The sequence below is a fragment of the Streptomyces sp. CA-142005 genome, assembly GCF_050942335.1.
In the GTDB taxonomy this organism is placed as follows: Bacteria; Actinomycetota; Actinomycetes; order Streptomycetales; family Streptomycetaceae; genus Streptomyces.
The window spans coordinates 9,840,796-9,858,060 of record NZ_CP192078.1; the positions used below are offsets into that span (position 1 = coordinate 9,840,796).

The 17,265-nt window shown below is 70.1% G+C and carries 12 protein-coding genes and 4 pseudogenes; 1 reads left to right on the plus strand and 15 read right to left on the minus strand.

Translation table 11 applies throughout. The features are described from left to right. Positions 1 to 118: 118 nt before the first annotated feature. The 12 genes and pseudogenes from ACQPXS_RS45565 to ACQPXS_RS45620 all read right to left on the minus strand — a co-directional run. Positions 119 to 535 (minus strand): SsgA family sporulation/cell division regulator, encoded by a 417-nt coding sequence (locus ACQPXS_RS45565; RefSeq protein WP_433455340.1) that lies wholly within the window; start codon positions 533 to 535, stop codon positions 119 to 121. Between the two features lie 469 nt (positions 536 to 1,004). Continuing rightward, on the minus strand, positions 1,005 to 1,370 hold the full coding sequence (locus ACQPXS_RS45570; RefSeq protein WP_433455342.1) for a hypothetical protein: 366 nt from the start codon (positions 1,368 to 1,370) through the stop codon (positions 1,005 to 1,007). 409 nt (positions 1,371 to 1,779) lie between these two features. Next, the gene (locus ACQPXS_RS45575) at positions 1,780 to 2,337 is read right to left on the minus strand and encodes a pyridoxamine 5'-phosphate oxidase family protein (protein WP_433455344.1); all 558 of its coding nucleotides are present in this window, start codon (positions 2,335 to 2,337) and stop codon (positions 1,780 to 1,782) included. Positions 2,338 to 2,388: 51 nt separating this feature from the next. Further along, positions 2,389 to 3,396, minus strand: a pseudogene (locus tag ACQPXS_RS45580) (MFS transporter). A gap of 61 nt (positions 3,397 to 3,457) precedes the next feature. Next, positions 3,458 to 3,649: pseudogene (locus tag ACQPXS_RS45585) on the minus strand (MFS transporter); the annotation flags it as partial. 112 nt (positions 3,650 to 3,761) lie between these two features. Next, entirely contained in the window at positions 3,762 to 4,007 is a 246-nt protein-coding gene (locus ACQPXS_RS45590) for an MFS transporter (RefSeq protein ID WP_433455346.1), read from the minus strand. 496 nt (positions 4,008 to 4,503) lie between these two features. Further along, a complete protein-coding gene (locus ACQPXS_RS45595) occupies positions 4,504 to 5,037 on the minus strand; it encodes an SLATT domain-containing protein (RefSeq protein ID WP_433455348.1) in 534 nt (177 codons plus the stop codon). Between the two features lie 67 nt (positions 5,038 to 5,104). Continuing rightward, positions 5,105 to 6,472, minus strand: coding sequence for a hypothetical protein (locus ACQPXS_RS45600; protein ID WP_433455350.1), 1,368 nt, complete (start codon positions 6,470 to 6,472; stop codon positions 5,105 to 5,107). Beyond that, complete coding sequence (locus tag ACQPXS_RS45605; protein WP_433455352.1) at positions 6,469 to 7,632, minus strand: hypothetical protein; 1,164 nt, start codon at positions 7,630 to 7,632, stop codon at positions 6,469 to 6,471. The genes ACQPXS_RS45600 and ACQPXS_RS45605 overlap by 4 nt, the downstream gene beginning before the upstream one ends. Next, positions 7,608 to 9,284, minus strand: coding sequence for a hypothetical protein (locus tag ACQPXS_RS45610; RefSeq protein ID WP_433455354.1), 1,677 nt, complete (start codon positions 9,282 to 9,284; stop codon positions 7,608 to 7,610). Before ACQPXS_RS45610 ends, ACQPXS_RS45605 begins: the two co-directional genes overlap by 25 nt. A 7-nt stretch (positions 9,285 to 9,291) precedes the next feature. After that, complete coding sequence (locus ACQPXS_RS45615) at positions 9,292 to 12,684, minus strand: hypothetical protein (protein WP_433455356.1); 3,393 nt, start codon at positions 12,682 to 12,684, stop codon at positions 9,292 to 9,294. 672 nt (positions 12,685 to 13,356) lie between these two features. Continuing rightward, positions 13,357 to 14,324, minus strand: a pseudogene (locus ACQPXS_RS45620) (DUF4246 family protein); the annotation flags it as partial. A gap of 376 nt (positions 14,325 to 14,700) precedes the next feature. On the opposite strand from ACQPXS_RS45620, the gene ACQPXS_RS45625 reads away from it, so the two are divergent. After that, positions 14,701 to 15,210 (plus strand): hypothetical protein, encoded by a 510-nt coding sequence (locus tag ACQPXS_RS45625; RefSeq protein ID WP_433455358.1) that lies wholly within the window; start codon positions 14,701 to 14,703, stop codon positions 15,208 to 15,210. A gap of 460 nt (positions 15,211 to 15,670) precedes the next feature. Here ACQPXS_RS45625 and ACQPXS_RS45630 read toward each other — a convergent pair whose 3' ends face one another. The 3 genes and pseudogenes from ACQPXS_RS45630 to ACQPXS_RS45640 form a co-directional block, all read right to left on the minus strand. Next, on the minus strand, positions 15,671 to 15,793 hold the full coding sequence (locus tag ACQPXS_RS45630; RefSeq protein ID WP_433456241.1) for an IS3 family transposase: 123 nt from the start codon (positions 15,791 to 15,793) through the stop codon (positions 15,671 to 15,673). A gap of 5 nt (positions 15,794 to 15,798) precedes the next feature. Then, a pseudogene (gene recO / locus ACQPXS_RS45635) lies at positions 15,799 to 15,941 on the minus strand (DNA repair protein RecO); the annotation flags it as partial. A 22-nt stretch (positions 15,942 to 15,963) separates the two neighbouring features. Then, positions 15,964 to 16,518 carry a DUF1266 domain-containing protein gene (locus tag ACQPXS_RS45640; RefSeq protein ID WP_433455360.1) on the minus strand — a complete coding sequence of 185 codons (555 nt, stop codon included), beginning with the start codon at positions 16,516 to 16,518 and terminating at the stop codon, positions 15,964 to 15,966. Between the last annotated feature and the right edge of the window lie 747 nt (positions 16,519 to 17,265).

Consider the following 17,265-nt stretch of genomic DNA (forward strand, 5'->3'; position numbering starts at 1 on the left):
GCACGCTTGCCCGTTTTGTGGCAGTGGTGTCGCACACATATCGGACGTACCGATCGGTCGGTGATGTCATGGTCGGTCCGGGCGGTGCGCCGGACGGCGGGGAACGGTGTGCGGGCCGTCATGCCGCTCCGTACAGCAGCCGTGAGAGTTCCGTGTCCAGGTCGAGTTCGTCACCCTCTCGGCCTGCGGGCACCAGCAGGTATGTGAGCCTCAGCCAGTCGGCCAGCGCGGGCAGCGAGGTCCTGAGGCGGGCGTGCCCGTGGGGTGAGGACAGGGACAGGTGCAGCATGGCGTCCGCTCCTCTCCCGCTCGGCCGGACTCGTACGTCGCCCTCTCCGCTCGGTTCGTGCATGCCGTGCGCCAGCAGATCACGTGCGAACACCCAGACGACCGGGCCGTGGGTCTCGGTGTGAAAGGTGACGTGCACGGCGAACGGGTCACGCCGCCGGTAGGACAGACGGGTCGGCAGTGCGACCGGATGCTCCGGCGCGAGCATGAGCTCCATGTGGAGCAGGTGATCTATGCAGTCGGTCATGGCTCGGCTCTCCGATTCGGCGTCAGCGGCCGGACCGAGCGGGGGAGTTCCACGAGTCGGCCGGGGTGGCACACACTGGGGTCGCTCGGTTGAGTCTCTGAACGAGGAAGAAGTGCGGCGGGCGGCGCGTGCGGCGCGGGTCCCGGAACAGGCTCCGGAATCGCCGTGCGAGGAGGTCTCGTCCCGCGCGGACCGCGTGTGCTCATCGGTGAGGGTGTTCCGCGGCCGCGGGTGCCCGCCGTCGATCGGTTCTCAGCGGCGGCCGTCCGCCGGGGGCAAGGGGCGACATTCCGTTCATGATCGCTGCTGTCCCTTGAACGACCGGAATGCCGCCCCGGCTGTGGGGCACGGTCGTGTGTGCCGTGCCGTGGCAGCCATCGCCATGCCCCGAGGTGCGAATGGCTCCCGGATCGAGCCGCGTTGGTGGGCGCGGCTGCTGGAATCGGTCCCGCAGGGTGCAGGGCGGGCCTCAGCCCTGGAGGGTGTAGTACAGATTGTGATCACGGATCCACTGGAGCTGGTCGAGGACCCACGTCCGGCGGGCCTCGTCGATGAGGCCGCGGTCGGTGTCGTGTGCGGAGGGCCGGATCTTGTCGGGCCGTCCGTCGCGATCGCGCGTTCCGTGGCCACGGCCGTGGTGGTGGTGACCGCCGATGTGTGCGGTTTCCGTCCGCGGCAGCTCCCTGTGGCTGTCTATGACGTGGGTCAGGACGGACTGCTCGCTGCTCCGGAGCGGCGTCGCCGAAGCGGTGCCTCCCGCGGCGAGGAAGCCTCCTGCGGTGACGGCCACGGAGACGGCCGCGACGGCAACTCGACGCACAAGCTTGGGTGTCATGTTCTTCCCTCCTGGCTCACCTCGTGTCCATGGACCGGTCACGAGGGGGTTGCCCTTGCCGGGCAATGGAGACAGTACTCCGGGATAGTTGAATGATGAACTACATCTGGTGTGAGGTCTGCCATGCGTCGAAGGGGCGTGGCGCCGGAATATCTCGGCCTGCGGTGTCGACGTTCCCGAGTGGTGGAGTGGGCATGACACGCTCACTCCTTGTTCGCACGCGGATCTTCTCCGTGGTCGATCCTCGCGATCACGAAATCTCCGAGAACGCTGAGACTGACCGTGCCCACGGTGCTTGCCGCCCTCGTGCTCGCTGTCGCGGGCGCCATGTCCACCACCCCGTCGGCCGCGGGGAGATCGAGCAAGTAGGTCCGGAACGCCGCCCACCGCCCGGTGGGCGCGCGGTCGTTCAGAACGTCCAGCGTGTGTGGGTGTAGACGCCGCCGTCGCGGCCGAAGCCGTATGCGGTGGCCGGGGCCACCGCGAACACCACCGCGTCCCCCTTGCGGAACGCGTCGCCGATCCCGTGGAAGGTGCCATCGGGCGAGGTGATGTGCGGCCCGTACTTCCTCTCGTACGCCGCGATCACCTCCTCCAGCACGGCCGGATCGGCGACCCGTTCCGCCCTGCCCTCGACCACGAGGTCGAGTCCTTCGGTGAGCGAGTTCCCGCCGGTGGTCAGTGCGCAGTGCGCGTGGTGTGCGAGGTTCTTGGCCTTCTGCTCCCCGGGGCCGGTGGAGAAGTACAGAACCCCGTCGTGCCAGGCGGCGATGACGGGGGTGACGTGCAGCCTGCCGTCGGGCCGTACCGTGGACACCCAGAAGATCTCGGCGGTCTCCAGCCGCTGCCGGGCCTGGGCCCATGCGGTGGCGGTGACGTCCGAGGCGCCCGGGCGGGGATTGAGTGCCGAGCTGTAGCGGGTGTCGAGCTCGGTCGTGGGCTGCTGCGCGGGTCGATGTGCCTTCATGGCGGGTCTCCTTCCTCTCCCACCGGTAACGACTCGCACAGGTCGCGGAAATCATCGCTGCCTGATCGCCCGGTGGTGTCGCTGGTTCAACCGCGGTCTCGGCGTGCTGGAAGGTAGTGGGAGACCTTGACGGGGTGCTGGGGGTCGACCAGTGCCCTCGCCCTCTCCTCGGCCGACCGGTCGTATCCGGTGAGCCGGCCGCTGTGCTGCCGCTCGTGCTCCTGCCAGGAGACCACCGCGAAGACCTCCAGGCAGGTGGCGGGTCGTGAGCCGTCCCGGAACAGATCCCAGCGCAGGGCACCCGTGCGCAGGACGGGAGCGGCCTACAGCCGCCATCGCGTCGGTGAAGGCTTCGGCGCGGTCGGCCGGAACGCGGTACTCGGCCGTCACGAGAACCGGTCCGGTCGAGGCCGAGGGATCCAGCACCATCACGGGAGCCGGCCAGTGCATGGAGGGCGACCGGTCCAGAGCGGTGTCCGGCACGGCGAGCAACAGACCGGCCAGCGAACCAGCCACCAACACGGCCGCCGCCACCAGCAGGGCCGGCCTCAGACCGATGCCGTCGGCGAGTCTGCCCCACACCGCGGCGCCGATCGCCAGGCCGCCCTGGAAGACCGTCAGGTAGGCGGCCAGAGCGCGAGCCCGCACCCATTCGGGGGCAGTCAACTGCATCTGGGCATTGAGGATCGACAGCACACCGACCCAGGCGAGGCCGGAGAACACCAGAGCCACGCCGACGACCCAGGGAACGCTCACCAGAGCCAGCACGACCAGCGTCACCGCGAGCAGGACGCCCCCGCCTGCCAGCGTCCCGTTGCGCGACCACCGGTCGCGCACCCGCGGCAGCAGCACAGCCCCCAGCACCGCTCCCGCCCCGACGGCTGCGAGCAGCAGGCCCTAACCGCCGACCCCCATCCCGAGCCGCTGGTGCGCCGCGACGGGCAACAGCGCCCACAGCGCGGCCGCACAGGTCACGTACAACAGCGATCTGCCGAGGATCCTGCGGATTCTCGGTGCATGGCGGACGTACCGGTAGCCCGCCCTGATCGCGGGAAGCATGCCCTCGGCGGCCACGGGGCCGGTGGCCGCAGGCCGGTGCCAGGTGGACAGCGGCGGCCAAGGTGACGAGGAACGAGGCGGCGTTGATGGCGAAGACGGCGGCCGTACCGGCCAGCGCCACGACGAGGCCGCCGAGAGCGGGGCCGATCGCACGGGCCACGTTCATGTTCCCACCGCCTAGAGCGGCAGCGGCCGGGATCTGGTCGCGGGTCGCCAGGAGTTCGGGCTGGACGGCCTGCCACGCCGGATTCATCAAAGCCGTGCCGCAGCCGAGCACGAACGTCAGGGCCAGGACCCCCGGAGGGGTTCATGCGCCCCAGGGCGGTCAGGGCGACGAGCAGTCCGGCGGCCGTGAGCATGAGGGCCTAAGCGTAGACCAGAAGCCTGCGGCGGTCGACGATGTCGGCCAGGGCGCCGGCGGGTATGCCCAGCAGGAGGACGGGCAGGCTCGCGGCCGTCTGCACCAGAGTGACCAGCCCCGCCGATCCCGACTGCTGGGTGATCAGCCACTGGGCGCGGACCGTCTTCATCCAGCTGCCGACATTGGAGATGAACTGGGCCAGCCACAGCGTCCGGAACAGCCGTATGTGCAACGGCGCCCAGGACGACACGGTGCCGGACGGCGGGGTGGGCGGCTGGGCGGTGACCGCGGTACCGCCGTTCGCAGGTGGAGTGATCCGCAGTCGCCCCCAGGGCGGAGAGGAGTGTGGGAGACCGGGCCTGGAGGAGGGCGGACGTGGCCGGCGTCGGCCAGCATCGGGGGATTCAGCCCCCGGCGTGGCTCTCGCCGACTACCTCACCAAAGTCGGAACCGTCAGCCAGAAAACAGAGCAGAACTAAGCCTCAGGATTTCTGGCGCAGCTTGCCGTCCGCGGGGGCGGAGCGGGAGGCGCTGGCCGGGGAGCACGCACGTACCTCCTGCATTCAACCCGCGGCGTCCTGAACCATAGACGCGCAGCCTCCCCACCCCTGTGGGATGAGATGACGACGCTCATCCTCTCGACGGGGACGCTACGCGAGGTGATTCTGAGTCAGCCGGTGACCCACGACCGCTTCCGGCCCTCAGCGTGACCTGAAGCGTTCCCCGGACTCGCCTCGGCACGCCCTTCAGCTGTCACCGTCGACCGCGTACCTCTGTGTCCCCGCCTGCAGGTTTGCCTGCGCCCTGCGGTAGGCCCGTCGACTGGGGAGTTCCGCTTTGGTGTTCTGTTCGTCGCGGCGCGCAGTCAGTTCCGCCAGGGCACTGCGCGCCTCGTCAAGGGTCCACTGGCGCAGATCTACCTCGCGGCTCTGCCGCGCTGCCGTCTGGATCTCCAGGTAGGCATTGGCGGATGCGGCTGCCTGGGCGGTTCTGTGCGGCGCGTTGACGGTCGTGAGGACGGCACCGAGACCGGAGGAGACAAGAGCCAGGATGCCGGCCGCCGTCCGGCCGGTGGATTCGATCAGGGCGGTGGTACCCGCGATGGCGGCGAGCAGGGTCGCCGGGACACCGAGCAGGAGATGAACGGCGCGCCAGCGCTTGCTCTCCTCGAACTGGCACTGCGCGCTGTACATGGCGCTTTCTTCGATGCGCCGCAGTTCGTTTTCGATGGCTCGGCGGCGGATGTCGCCGTCGGACCCTGCCGGTTCCTCGGTTTCCACGCGTTCACGATAGCGGCGGCACCGGCGGGCCGTGACCGAATGGCTCGGTCAGGGACGGCCGTTGTCCTCACGACCTTCCCGATTCGTACGCGTCGAAGGCGACGCGGACCGGATGGTACCGCGGCAGTTCATCGGTCATCCGTCGCCAGTGGGACAACAGGACGCGTTCGTTGGCGGGGAGCGACAGCTCCCACTCGGCGAGGGCGACACGATCCAGGAAGCGCAGGGGCATGGGCGGCCCGGCGAGGTCCACGTCGAAGGTGGCGCCCGGCAGCGGAACGGCCAGGAAGCCGTGCAGGAGGCCGGGGGATGGGTTCAGGGCCATCCAGTATCGCGTGCCCCCGGAGGCGGGTGTCGCGGCGTCGGTGGCCGGGCGCAGAGTCACCGGCTGGAAGAGCGGGCCATCGGCGAGGCGCCGCGCGGGCGGGTCGGGCTGGTCCTCGATCTCCGTCTCGATCTCCAGTACTCCACCTGCGGTGACGGTGAGGCCTGTGGTGACCGGCCAGTGCTCCAGGAACTCGGTGCGGGAGGTGTTGTGTTCCCCGGACGACGCCCGCAGCACGAAGTCGGAGTCGAGGCGCCTTCTGAAGGCCGTCCGTACTGTGGTGGTGCTGTTCCTCAGACGCGTGGCGGCCAGGTGCGCGGTGTGGTGCAGGACGCGGTCGGCCTCACCGAGTGCCTCGGCGAGGTCCGCCAGGGCGTGCCGGGTCGTCCGGGGCAGGCGGGCCGTGTCGGCGGACAGGAGGCCGCTCAGCAGATGCGCGGCCTCCCGGCCGAACCAGGGCCCCGCGCGACCGGTGCGCAGACCCGCGTCCAGGACCTGCAAAGGCCCGGCGAGTGGCGTGGCGGCCGGAGTGAACCAGTGACGCAATTCGCCGTCCGGCGGCGGAAGGGCCTCGGCGCCGGGATCCGGTGTCCGGACGCGCAGCAGTGTGGTGGCCGAGCCCGCCGTCGCTGTGACGCGTTCCCACGGGAGGCAGTGGAAGAGCTGTGGTGGCGCCTGGGTCTCCCGCGCCACGCGGTGCAGGAGGAAGTAGCGCAGGGCCGTGCTCTCGGCCCGCAGACCCGACACGGTCGCCGCGTCGGCGGGCAGGGCGTCCCACTCGCTCTCTAGGCGGGCCACGAGCCTGGTACCCCCCTCCGACACCGGGATGGGTGCCCCGGCGTCGTCCAGTTCCACGACCATGGTGCCGTCGGGTGCCAGCAGCGCCAGGGCCCGGCAGGGGGCGCCCTGCCGGGTGGTCGGGACATTGGTGCGGGTCCACGCCCGGGTGCTGAAGCGTGCCATCGTACGGGCGTCGGTTCGTTCGCTGCCGTCGTTGACCGGGCCGAGGACCGCGGGGCGTCCCGGCTCCGCGGACCAGACCCGGGCGACCCGGTCGCTGAGCGGCCGGTGGGCGGGCGGAGTGTTCGGCGAGAGCACGGGCCGGTTCACACCGCCTCCGTGGCGCAGCGGGCGTACACGCGCACGGCGACGCCGCCGAGCCGGTGCACGGTCTCGAGTACGGCCGGTGACGCGGGGTGGGGCAGGCACTGCTCCAGGAGGGCCCGCAGGTGGTGCCATGCCTCGGGGCCGCACGCGTCGATGCGGTCCGGCAGGTCGTCGGGCAGTGCCAGGGCCCAGGCGCGCAGCGGCTCGTCGTCCAGGCCGCCGGGATGTCCCTGCCAGCGCAGCAGGAACTTCACGCCGCGCAGCAGGACTTCGGCGCTGGCCATCGGGTCCTGGGAGACGAGGGCGGGGACGAGACGCCGTGTGCCCTGCGGCGCGGCGTATCCGAGGTCGTCGAGGGCGTCGCCCAGCGGGTCGACGACGACGTTGAGCAGCGGGTCGTACAGCAGGGTGTTGACGGTCAGGTCCCGCTGACGGGCGTCCTGGAGGAGATCGCTGCCGGTCATCCGGAAGCGGGCGACGTCGCGGGGGACACCGAGACCGCGGTAGTCGAGGGTGGGGCCGTGCGTGCGGTCGACCGGATCGAGAATACCGCAGGTGAGTGTCCAGGGATTGAACCGCTGGACGTGTTCGGCGCTGATGCCGTCGAGGTCCAGCACGGCCCGCGCCGTGTCGGTGAAGGCTCCGGCGGGTGCCGTCCCGGTGAGATCCACGTCGTTGACGTCGGCGGGGTCGGCACCGGAGAGCAGATCGCGGGGTGTGCCCCCGCTCAGCCAGCTGTGATGGCCGGATGCCGCCAGCTGCTCGATCAGCGGCATGGTGCAGACGAGGGAAGAGGGCCCGTACAGCAGTTCCTCGAAGCGGCTGGTGGAGCCGGGACAGACGGCTTCGGGGTCACGGCTGAGGGCCGGGCCGATCTGCTCGTGGGGCGCTCGGCCGGTGCGGCTCAGGCTCGGCTGGGCGGCGGGGTCCGTGCTGCGCCGCGGCGGCGGGCCGCTGCCTTCGTCCCCCTCCAGGACCAGTTGGTCGTCGGCGGCGGTCGGTAAGCCCGTGGCCGTACAGGCGAAACCAACGACCGGCCGGCCTTCGACCGTGTCACCGGCCAGGATCGGCCCCGTGCTGTCGTCCCCCGTGACTCTCCCGGGCTGCCGCGGCACCAGCGGCGTGCCGGTGGGTTCCTTCAGCTCACGCCCAGTCCCGTCCATTGTGCGGTCCCTCCTTCGAAGCTCAGGGTGAGGGGTACGCGTACGGCGTCCGCAGTCGTGAAAGCGGATCCGCCGTAACCCAGGCCCGGCGAGACTCCTGGCTTCAAGGCGAGGACGGCTGCGTCCCGCAGCTGTTGTGGCGTGCAGCTGATGTCCTTGTGCGGCTCGTCGACGCAGGTCGACCCCTCCGGGTAGATCAGCAGCCCGCCCGACAGCCGCCGCGGGTGGGTGCGGATGGCCCGCAGGACGTCACGCGCCCCGTCGCCCGAGCTGACCCACCGGCGTACTGTCGCAGAGCACGGGTCGCAGAGCGCGGCGAGCCGTCGCGTGTGCCCTCGCGCAGCCGCGTCCTCGATCTCCCCGGCCAGCTTCCGCACCGCGGCGGGCAGGCGGGCGCCGTGGTCGTCCTCGGCCGTCACGCCTTCACCGGGTTCCCGGGCCGGGGTCGTGGGCGGCCGCGCGGCGGCGCTCTCGGCCGGGGTCAGGACGAACTGGGACACCCCTGTGGCCAGAACACGCTTGCGGCCGTGGGCGGTCAGGGTGAGAGTGCCGGTCGTGATGGCCTGTTCGTCCACCTCGTGGGTCCGGGGGTACACCGGGTCCTCAAGACGTACGACGCGGCCGTCGGCGCCGAGCGCGATGCCGAGCATGCCGCTGCCGAGGTAGGTCCAGTGGCCGTCGCGCAGGTAGTACGACACCGTTCGCGCCGGGAACATGACCTGGCAGGTGGGTACGGCGCTGAACGTGGTGGTGATGCCGTCACCCACCCAGGCGAGGGACGTCACGAGCCGCGCCTGCGTCACCAGGGCGTGCCGGAGCGCCGCGTCGTGCGGCAAGGAGCTGCGGGGATCACCGCTCGTCGTGACGGGGTGGGTGTAGACGCTCGACAGGGTCCAGCAGGCGCCGCCCGAATCGGCGCTGCTCCACACCAGTCCGGTGCCGTGGGGCTGCCGCTGCGCGTCACCGAATGTCGTGCGGCCCTTGGCCGGGAGCAGTAGACGAACCGTGCCCTTGCGGTCGGCCACGGCGAGCGTGCCCTGGCCACGCTCCACACCGGGCCCGTCGAGAAGCGGGGAGAACAGCACGACGTCGTCGGTTCCGCCGGCGACCAGCCGGGAGTAGGGACGCTGGCGCGCGGTGAGGGCGACGCGCCGCGCGCCGCCGGCGGCCGGGAAGAGCAGCAGGGAGCTGCCGTCGCTGCTGAGACTGACGGCGTCGTCGCCGAGGAAACCGATCCCTTGGCAAGGGCAGGGGCGTGCGGTCTCCTTCCCGGTGCGTACGTCGACGATGTGGATCTGGCCGGTCTGGTCCACGTCGTTTGGGGCGTCGAGCCACGCCAGTCGCCGCCCGCCGGGCGACCAGGCGAGTTTCGTCGGCCACTGCGCAGCCGTGTCGTAGACGGAGGCCGACGGACGCATGTCGGCGGCCTTCCATGTGCGGCCGGAGGCGTCGGCGACGAGCACCGAACCATGGGCCGGCTGGACGAAGGCGACGACCGGGTGGAGCTTGTCGGGCTGCCCAGTCGGAGCGGCGGAGGAATCGGGCCGTGGCGGCCGAGGGTCGTCGTGGCCGACGGAGCACGCGGCGGCTGCCAGCGCCACCAGCACGGTGACGGCCAGGTGCCGGGTACGGCGGCATCGTGCGAAGGACATGGGCGGCTCACTTCCTTGTCGCGCACAGGTCGATGTACGAGTGGCGTGTGCCTATCTGGGTGCGCCATTCGCCGGGGGTGAGCCCGGAGTTGCCGGTCCAGTGGCAGATCTGCCGTTTCCAGTCGATCGCGTCCACCCGCCACAGGCTCACCGGCCCGGCGACCTGGTCCGCCCTGACCGAGCGGGTCGCTGCGGCGAGGAAGTCACCGTTGGGCGACCAGTCCAGACGCGTGATGTCCGTGCCATCCGAACTGCGCAGGGTGGGCAGGGCCTGCTGGCCGGTGGCGGTGTCGTGGACGAGCACCTTGTCGTCGACGGCGACCGCGATGTAGCTGCCGTCCGGTGACAGGGCCATCGCGTCGGGTGCCCTGGTGTTCTGTGGCAGGGTGAAGGGCCGTCCGGTCTCGTTGAGTTCGCCGTCGCGGAAACGTACGGTGCCGTCCGCGCTCAGCACGGCGATACGGGACCCGTCGTGACTCCAGGCCAGTTGCTCGGCGCCGGAGGAGCGCACTCGGCGGGTCGTGCCAGTGGTCAGGTCGGTGAGTGTGGTGAAGGGACCGTCCTTGCCCCCGTCCTCCAGGGCGAGCGCCTGTCTTCCGTGCACGGCCAGACCGGTGCCCGCCCGGAGCGGAACGGTCGCCGACAACTTCCAGGTCCTGGTGGACCAAACTGCCAGCGGACCGGTGGCATGGCGGGCGACGAGCAGATCCGTCCCCGGCACGAAGGCGGTTGCCGTGAACATGCGTCGGCCGGTGTCGGTGACGCCCAGGTCGAGTCGCGGTGCGTGGAGGGTGAGGCGCGGCGCGTGGTCGTTCTTCCCCCAGACGCCGACGACGGACTGGCCGCGGTACCGGCCGGCGGCGGCGACGTAGGGGCCGTTCCGGGCGGCGTCCATGATGTCGAAGATGCTCGACCCGTAGTCGGCGACGTGCCGGTAGGACTGCAGCGAGGGCGTCCGCGCGGGCTTGAGGGGCGCCGCCGGGTCGATGGAGAACACGCCGTCGGAACCCCCGAACGAGCCCGAGGCGAGCAACAGCAACCCGTCGGAGCCGAAGGAGACGACGGTCGACTGGTCCGCGGGAGTGAGGCTCAGGGAGTCGGGCCGCCGGTCGAGGACCTTCACCCAGGCGCCGGGCCCCCCGGCGACCACGGTGTAGAGATGACCGATCGCGACCGTGTCGGCGGAACCACCGCGTGGTGTCTCCAGCTCCCGGTTGGAGTAGAAGGAGCCGGTATCGACGGGCACGAGCGCGGTGCCGTCCTCACCGGCGATCGCCACGCTTTCTGACTGCGCGGCGATGGAGCGTGGCGGGTACGAGAAGTTTCCGACGAGAAGGGGGAATTGACGATGGTGACGCCGGTCCCACACCTGTACGCCGCGCGCGGTGGCGAGGAGGATCACATTGGCGCTGGCGGTGATCTGCGTGGGAGGACCCTGGACATCGCCAGCCGCGATCTCTGTGGTGACCTTGTGGCTGTCCAGCCCGACCGCGACGACGTCGCCGGACGTCAGGAGCAGCAACGCGCAGTCCTCCCGCCGTGGTCGGTCGGTCCGGTCCGGATCCGGGCCGGGAGCGGCCGTGGCGTCGAGAACGCTTCCCTCCCCGGAGGGGAGGGTCGCCTCCTTCGGCACATCGTTGCCGAAGCGGCGGCAGGACGTCGGCTGCAGCGTGGTGGTGTCGTACTGGGCGATGGTTCCGTCGTCGCGGATCTCGACCAGCCGTACGCCGCTGTTGAGGAACGCCGTCGCGACGGGTTTGCTGCCGGTCCCCGAACAGGAGGGCTCGGGAAAACGGCCGATGCGCTGTGGTACGGGCTGCAAGCCCGAGTACAGGCTCACTCCCTTGGAGTCGCGGGCCGCGAGCAGTCCGCTGGTGTGGTCGAGGACGAGGTCGGTGACGGCTGCGTCGGCCTTGCCCAGCAGTTTGCCCGTCCGCAGGTCCCAGGACTTGAGGTAGGGATCGTCGCCGGTGGTGTAGATCCGGCCCCGGTCGTCGTCGACGGCGACGCTGGTCACCTTCGCCGGGCTGGCCCGCCAAGAGAGGTGAACCCCCGCGTTCGCCTCCAGCACGTCGCGCATCGCCTGGACGGCGCCCGGAGTGTCCGGCTGGATCGTGTAGCCGGCCAGGGCCAGCAGGGCGGCCAACCGCGGATCGTTCTGGCGCAGCAGCATCGCCCGGGCGGCGAGGTCGGAGGCCAGCGCCTTGCGGCTCTCCTTCTCACTGCCCGCGCTGATCTGCTGGACGGCGAACACCGCGATCAGAACCGCTGCGCTGAGCACGGCGACGGCTGTGAGGCCCCATCGCCTGACGACGGGGAAGTCCCAGGTGCGGGCCTTGCGCGCCGCCTCTGCGACGGTGGCTGCGAAGAGCAGCCGGTCCGTGGTGCCGTTGGGCTGAGCCCGCAAGGCCTCCTGGCGGTCCACCGCGGGTACGACCACATTGGCGCCGTCGGCCACAGCCTGCAGCTTGGCCCGGTAACCGCCCACGGAGACCAGCGCGCCGGGCCGGTCCGCTTCGAGCCCGCCGACGAGCGCGGTACGCCGATTGAGCCGCCGCAGGGCCGGCAGCCGCGCCCCGCGTGTGGTCCGGGCCGCCTCGCCCAGCAGGATCGCGAAGGCGCATCCCAGGGAGTTGTCCTCGACCATGCCGACCACGCCGTCCGCGTCGGTCAGCGACCACAGCACGGGCGTGGTGACGTTCGCGCCGCTGGTGGCCCACGCGGCGCTCAGTGACTCGCGGAACCGCTGGTCGCCGCGGAACCCCGACATCGTGTGCGGGTCGGCAAGCAGGGCCGGCGGCCCCTGGGGAAGGACGGACCCGGTGAGGGTGCCGCGCACGCCGCCTCGGCCGTCGTCGAACAGGACGGTCACTACGGCCACCGGTCGCGCCCGCGGCAGTGCGTCGTCCAGGGCCAGGAGCCAGGTCAGCGTCGGCAGAGCCAGATCCTGGTACGCGTCGGGGACCGCGTTCAGCAGACGGTGCAGTCGGGTCGCGTGCCCGGCGTCGCTCGCATCCAACAGTGCGTGGATCGCACGGGGGGTCTGCTCAGGCCCAGGGTCGGGGAGGGCATGACGATGACGAAGCCACCGCAGACCGGCCGTCAGCTCCTTGGTGCTGTCACCGGCGTCGCCCACGAGGCTGAGTCCCATGGCGGCGGATGCCCGCAGTGCCTGGACCGCGGCGGCCTCGTCGTCCAGGAAGGGTGCCGTGCCGACGAGCGTACGCACGGAGGAGGCCGCTGCGGCGCGGGGCATCAACAATGAGTGCAGGTGCGTGTTGGCGTCCCGCAACGTGCGCAAGGTGTCGACGTCTTCGGCGGCCACGAGCGCTTTGAGGTGGCCGAAGACGGGCTGCTGGGGAGACAGCAGGGCCCGCTTGATGTGCTCACGCCCTCGCATGGGCGGCATGGTGTGGAGCAGCGCGGCCACATCCACGGCGTCAGCAGGCTCGTTCGCCGACTCTTCCACTCGTCCCCCCGACCAGCCGCGATGCGCGAGACCGCCCTCGACGCAACAGTTTGATTATGGGGAAAAGCTGATGACGTTTCAGCCTAATGGGACAAGTCCGTCCCGGGACGACGGTGCGCCTGCAGCAGCCGCAGTAGTGGTGCGCCACGACGCCGTCGCCGCCGCCGCACGGGCCACCGAAGGCACACCGGACCCCCGCACCGCCGCCCTGACGCTGGCCGGCCACCGGGCGTTCATGGCCCACGTCAACGCCGCCGAGGACCGCATCGCCCACATCCTCGGTGAGCAGTGGCAGATCACTCGCGACGCCCCCACCGGCCCTTCCCCAGAGCACCGGCGCCAAGCGGCTTGCACCACCTGCGAGCCGACTGACCGACCGGGCCGGACTCGGCTTCGTCGCCTACAACGCGGCCTGGACCGCGATCGGCAACGCCGCACGGACCTTGCAAACCCTTCAGGCGGCCTATCGCAGCAGCACCGTCGCATTCGGCCGCCCGCCCGTGATCGCCGAGCAGGTCGAACAGGCCCGCACCGCCGCACAGGACGCCGGGACCCTACTTCGATGACCTCAAGCGCAGCCGCTGCTGACGCTTCACTGCTCCAGAGGGAGAATTCCCGTTCGTAGAGTTGCTCGTTGTGTTCGTTCATGAAGAACTTGCGTTCCCGCATGAGTTCTTCGCGGCACGCCTTGGCCTGTTCCAGCGTCATGGTCGAAAGTTCTGACCAGGGTTGCTGCGGTGGCACATCGGAGGTCGAGACAATCGTCTCCGACGGATCGACCAGGAAGAACGCGAGAATTTTGCGATGCCCCGGGCGCGTGGGGTCCGCAAGGCCGAACGAGTCGACGCGGTGTTGCAGGATGTTCGGGAATGCCAGGCAGCGGCCCGCCGGGGTCGACGTCGATCCCAGCACCTGGTTCAGCGCATCCTCGTTCTCCAAGCCGTAGACCTCACGCACACCGTTGTCGTCGTTCTGTTCGTAGTTCGGGTCGTCGAGCGCCGCCCGGAAGCTCAGCCGGCTCTCGGTGATGTTCTCGCTGTCCCAGTAGTAGATGCCGGTCGAGGCGATCCGCTCATTCAACATCCTCTCGACATGCCAGGAACCGCCGGGGTACTCCGGCTTGTTGGGGGTGAGCTGAATGGTGGCGAGCTTGACGATGACCTGGAGACGGCGGCCGCGCAGGTCGACCCGGGCGCTTTCGTCGGGCGACTCCGGCGAGGTGTAGACGGGGGCGTCCGCGACGACCGCCGACGGTTCCGCCACCAGTCATCCTGGGCCTCCTCCCATGCGCGGACGGCTTCTGCGTAGGCCTCGTCATCTCTGTAGGCCGCCTTGTCCGGATACTCCGGCTCTGAGTCGTACCACCCGTAGGGGTCGGCGTCGATCCGCAGGGGCCGCGGATGACGCAGGTCGGTGAGCACCTTCTCCCACAGCGGGAGGAAGCGCGCGAACAACTCCGGCAGTGCGCAGGCCAGTTCGTGATGAGTTCGGGGGTGGACGTTGTTGACATACGAGCGGAAGGTGGCATCGCCGTCGTCACTGACGTCCACGTCCGTGGGCAGCCACTGGAACCCCACGACGCCACCAGCCAGCCACCAATCCCGTCCGCCAACGCCAACGCCAACGCCAACGCCAACGCCTACGCCTACGGCGACGACGACCCGCTGACCAACGCCCGACCCCTCTGGCGACAGCTCCTGCCACACAGCGACCGGATCCACCGGCCACAGCAGCTACCACCACCATCCGTCCTATTCCCCCATCAGCTACTGGCACCCCTCCAGCGGTTACAGGCACCACTACAAGCACACCCACGGCCACCGCAGCCCGAGCCGGGACTACAGCGACGAGATCGCAGCGGCACAACGCGAGATAGCCGCCGCAGCCGCCGATATGGTGGCGTCGCTGAGCGGCATGTTCGGTGGCTCAAGGCACCACATAAAGGTGATGCGTCACTACAGTGGCGGAAGCGGCTTCTGGAGCGGGCTCGGTGTCGGCGCCAGCCTGGGTGGCGCCTTGGGAGCGGGCATCTCCTTTGTCGAAGAGGGAGGCTGGGTCCTCGCCGCCGGCTACAGCAGCTGCAACGTCACCACGACGCCGCCCCCGCCGCCCCCGCCCACCGCCAAGACGGGCCTGCGGCAGAACCCAGGGACGCGGCCGTCGGGCCAGCCCCACGGGAGCGAGAGCCCGCATCAGAACGGCACCAAGGGCCCGGGTACGGGTCCGTCGGACACGAAGCCGCTCAACCCCAAGGGCCCGGCGCCCACCCAGGTCACCGCCCCAGCCGCCTACCAGCCCACGAGCAACGGCACAGGCCTTGACAACAGCGGCGGCTGCAGCGGAGCCCTCCTCGGTTTCCAGTGCAACGGCAACGGCAACCTCCTTGATCCCGACACTGTAGCGCGCGGCGGTCGGCAGGTCCGCGATGCGTTGCCCGGCGGCCGACGCCTTTGGTGATCCAGTCCGGTTGCGCGAGACACGCGACACCGTCGGGTCCGACCCCCATCGTCACGCAGACCCCGCTGCGATTGCTTGATCCGCAACGAAGGACGTGACGGCGTTGTTGGGGTTGCGGACGTCCTGGGTGCCCGACGGCTCAGCTCCATGCGGAAGCGGCGAAGCGTATTCCGACGCGGAATACCGTGCGCGGCGTCTGACCCGCCATGGGTCAGGCGCCGTAGTGCTGTCCGTAGGTAGGGCAGCAGTACGGGAGCGTCGATTGCACAGCGGCCGTAGATGGTCCTCGGCGATCATTTCTGGACGATCCGCCCCGAGCCGATCCCACAGGCCCACAACGTGCAGTCGATCATGGGAGTGTGAGAACAGCTCAGTTGTAAGACGCGATGGGGGTGAACCGCCCCGTGTCAGGTAGAGACTCCGGCCTGCCCCGAGTTACACGGAGTCGGGATACCTGATTTCACGCTACAGGTTCTGCACGCAGTTCGTACTCCACTGGGCTGAGCATGCCCAGAGCGGAGTGCCTGCGTTGTCGGTTATGGAAGATCTCCAGGTACTCGAAGAGCGCGGTGGACAGTTCCAGCCGGGCCCGAACTTCGGCTTGGTCCGGCGCACTCCGCGGGCCACGGCGCGTACACGTCCGCGCCCCCGCTGAGCAGCGTGATGATCCGGTCCGCCTCACCCAGCTTCTGGGTGCGCAGCACGATGCCGTCGTCGCGGAACAGACTCATGGACTCATTTTCGCGTACGGAGTCAGCGCGCGTGGTCGGGGTTGCTGATGGCGTCCCACGGTGCCAGGTTCCAGGGGCTGGCCCGGTTCGCTGGGTCGAGCAGCACGCGCAGATGTGCCTCGGCAACGACATGCGGGGCGGGAAGGTCCGCCTCCGACCGGCCCTGCAACCCGTCCCGCCAGACCTTGCGCCCGAGCAGGTAGTGGTCGGCGTACTCGTGCCAGGAGGCGTACGTCCTCACGACCGTCGGCACGATGTTCTTCAGCGCGGTCCAGGCCTCGGCCTGGCTGATCATCCCGCTGCCGAAGCCGCGGCGGGTGATGTCGACGTACAGGGCCGCGTCCCAGGCCAGCGGTGCGACGCCGAGGAGCCGGTGGACCCGCGCCCGGTAGCCGGTGCGCGCCAGCCCGTCGAGCCGGCCGATCAGCTTCTCACGCGAGGTGATCTCCCACTGGCCGGCCAGCCACTGCCTGGCCGCGTCGTCGTCGATCCGGGTGAACGGGTACAGGGTGGTCCGCGAGGCGTCCCGGTCCCAGTTGACCGGCGCGCTCAGCGACACCATCCACAGCTGGTGCATCGTGAGCGGGTCGGGGTACCGGCGCTCTGCCCGCGGCCTTCTCCATCTCGTCAAGCTCCACAAGGCCATGCGCCCGTACATTACGTCATGCCACACGCACCGCTGCAGGGTCCCCGGATCCACTGCTTCAAGGAACCTCGCCCCGGCTGCGCGCGTTGGCGTACGCCGGCAAAGAATCTTGAAAAGTGCCCTGGCCACTGTTCCGGATCTGCCGTTGTGCAGCGCGGCGGCGTTGTTCAGCAGCCGGCCGCTTGCGGGTGAAGGCGGGCCTCGGCTAGTACTCCAGTGCGGTTTCGTGATCTATCCAGCGGGTTCGCTGGCGGTTCGTCGTCGGTAGTGGCTGCGGCGGGCTGTTGCCTGGTGGCGTCGGCGCCAGTTGGACCAGTGCAGCAGCCTGGCCGCGGTCACGGCTGGTGGGTTGAAGACGGCGACGAGTAGGTGTCGGATCTCCGGGACAGTCAGCGTGATCGGATCGCGGCTGCGGACGAAGTGGTACGTATCTGCGGGCGGTTTGGGGGTCGCGTCGGCTGCGAGGGCGGTCAGGAAGGCCTGGGCGAGCATGGCGAGGGTGATGTGCCGGTGTCAGGCAGTCCAGTTGCGGACCTGGTAGTGGTCGAGTCCGACCTGGCTCTTGGCGGCCTGGAAGCATTCCTCGACGCTCCAGCGGGCACCAGCGACACGGACCAGTTCGGACAGGGGCACTTCGGTGGGTGACCAGCACAGGTAGAAGGCGAGTTCGCCGGTGGA

Bases quoted from the DNA above. Each gene is read 5' to 3' on its own strand.
- ACQPXS_RS45565 (WP_433455340.1), bottom strand. From the start codon at position 535: ATGACCGACTGCATAGATCACCTGCTCCACATGGAGCTCATGCTCGCG.
- ACQPXS_RS45570 (WP_433455342.1), bottom strand. From the start codon at position 1,370: ATGACACCCAAGCTTGTGCGTCGAGTTGCCGTCGCGGCCGTCTCCGTG.
- ACQPXS_RS45575 (WP_433455344.1), bottom strand. From the start codon at position 2,337: ATGAAGGCACATCGACCCGCGCAGCAGCCCACGACCGAGCTCGACACC.
- ACQPXS_RS45605 (WP_433455352.1), bottom strand. From the start codon at position 7,632: ATGGACGGGACTGGGCGTGAGCTGAAGGAACCCACCGGCACGCCGCTG.
- ACQPXS_RS45610 (WP_433455354.1), bottom strand. From the start codon at position 9,284: ATGTCCTTCGCACGATGCCGCCGTACCCGGCACCTGGCCGTCACCGTG.
- ACQPXS_RS45615 (WP_433455356.1), bottom strand. From the start codon at position 12,684: ATGCGAGGGCGTGAGCACATCAAGCGGGCCCTGCTGTCTCCCCAGCAG.
- ACQPXS_RS45625 (WP_433455358.1), top strand. From the start codon at position 14,701: ATGCGTCACTACAGTGGCGGAAGCGGCTTCTGGAGCGGGCTCGGTGTC.
- ACQPXS_RS45640 (WP_433455360.1), bottom strand. From the start codon at position 16,518: ATGCACCAGCTGTGGATGGTGTCGCTGAGCGCGCCGGTCAACTGGGAC.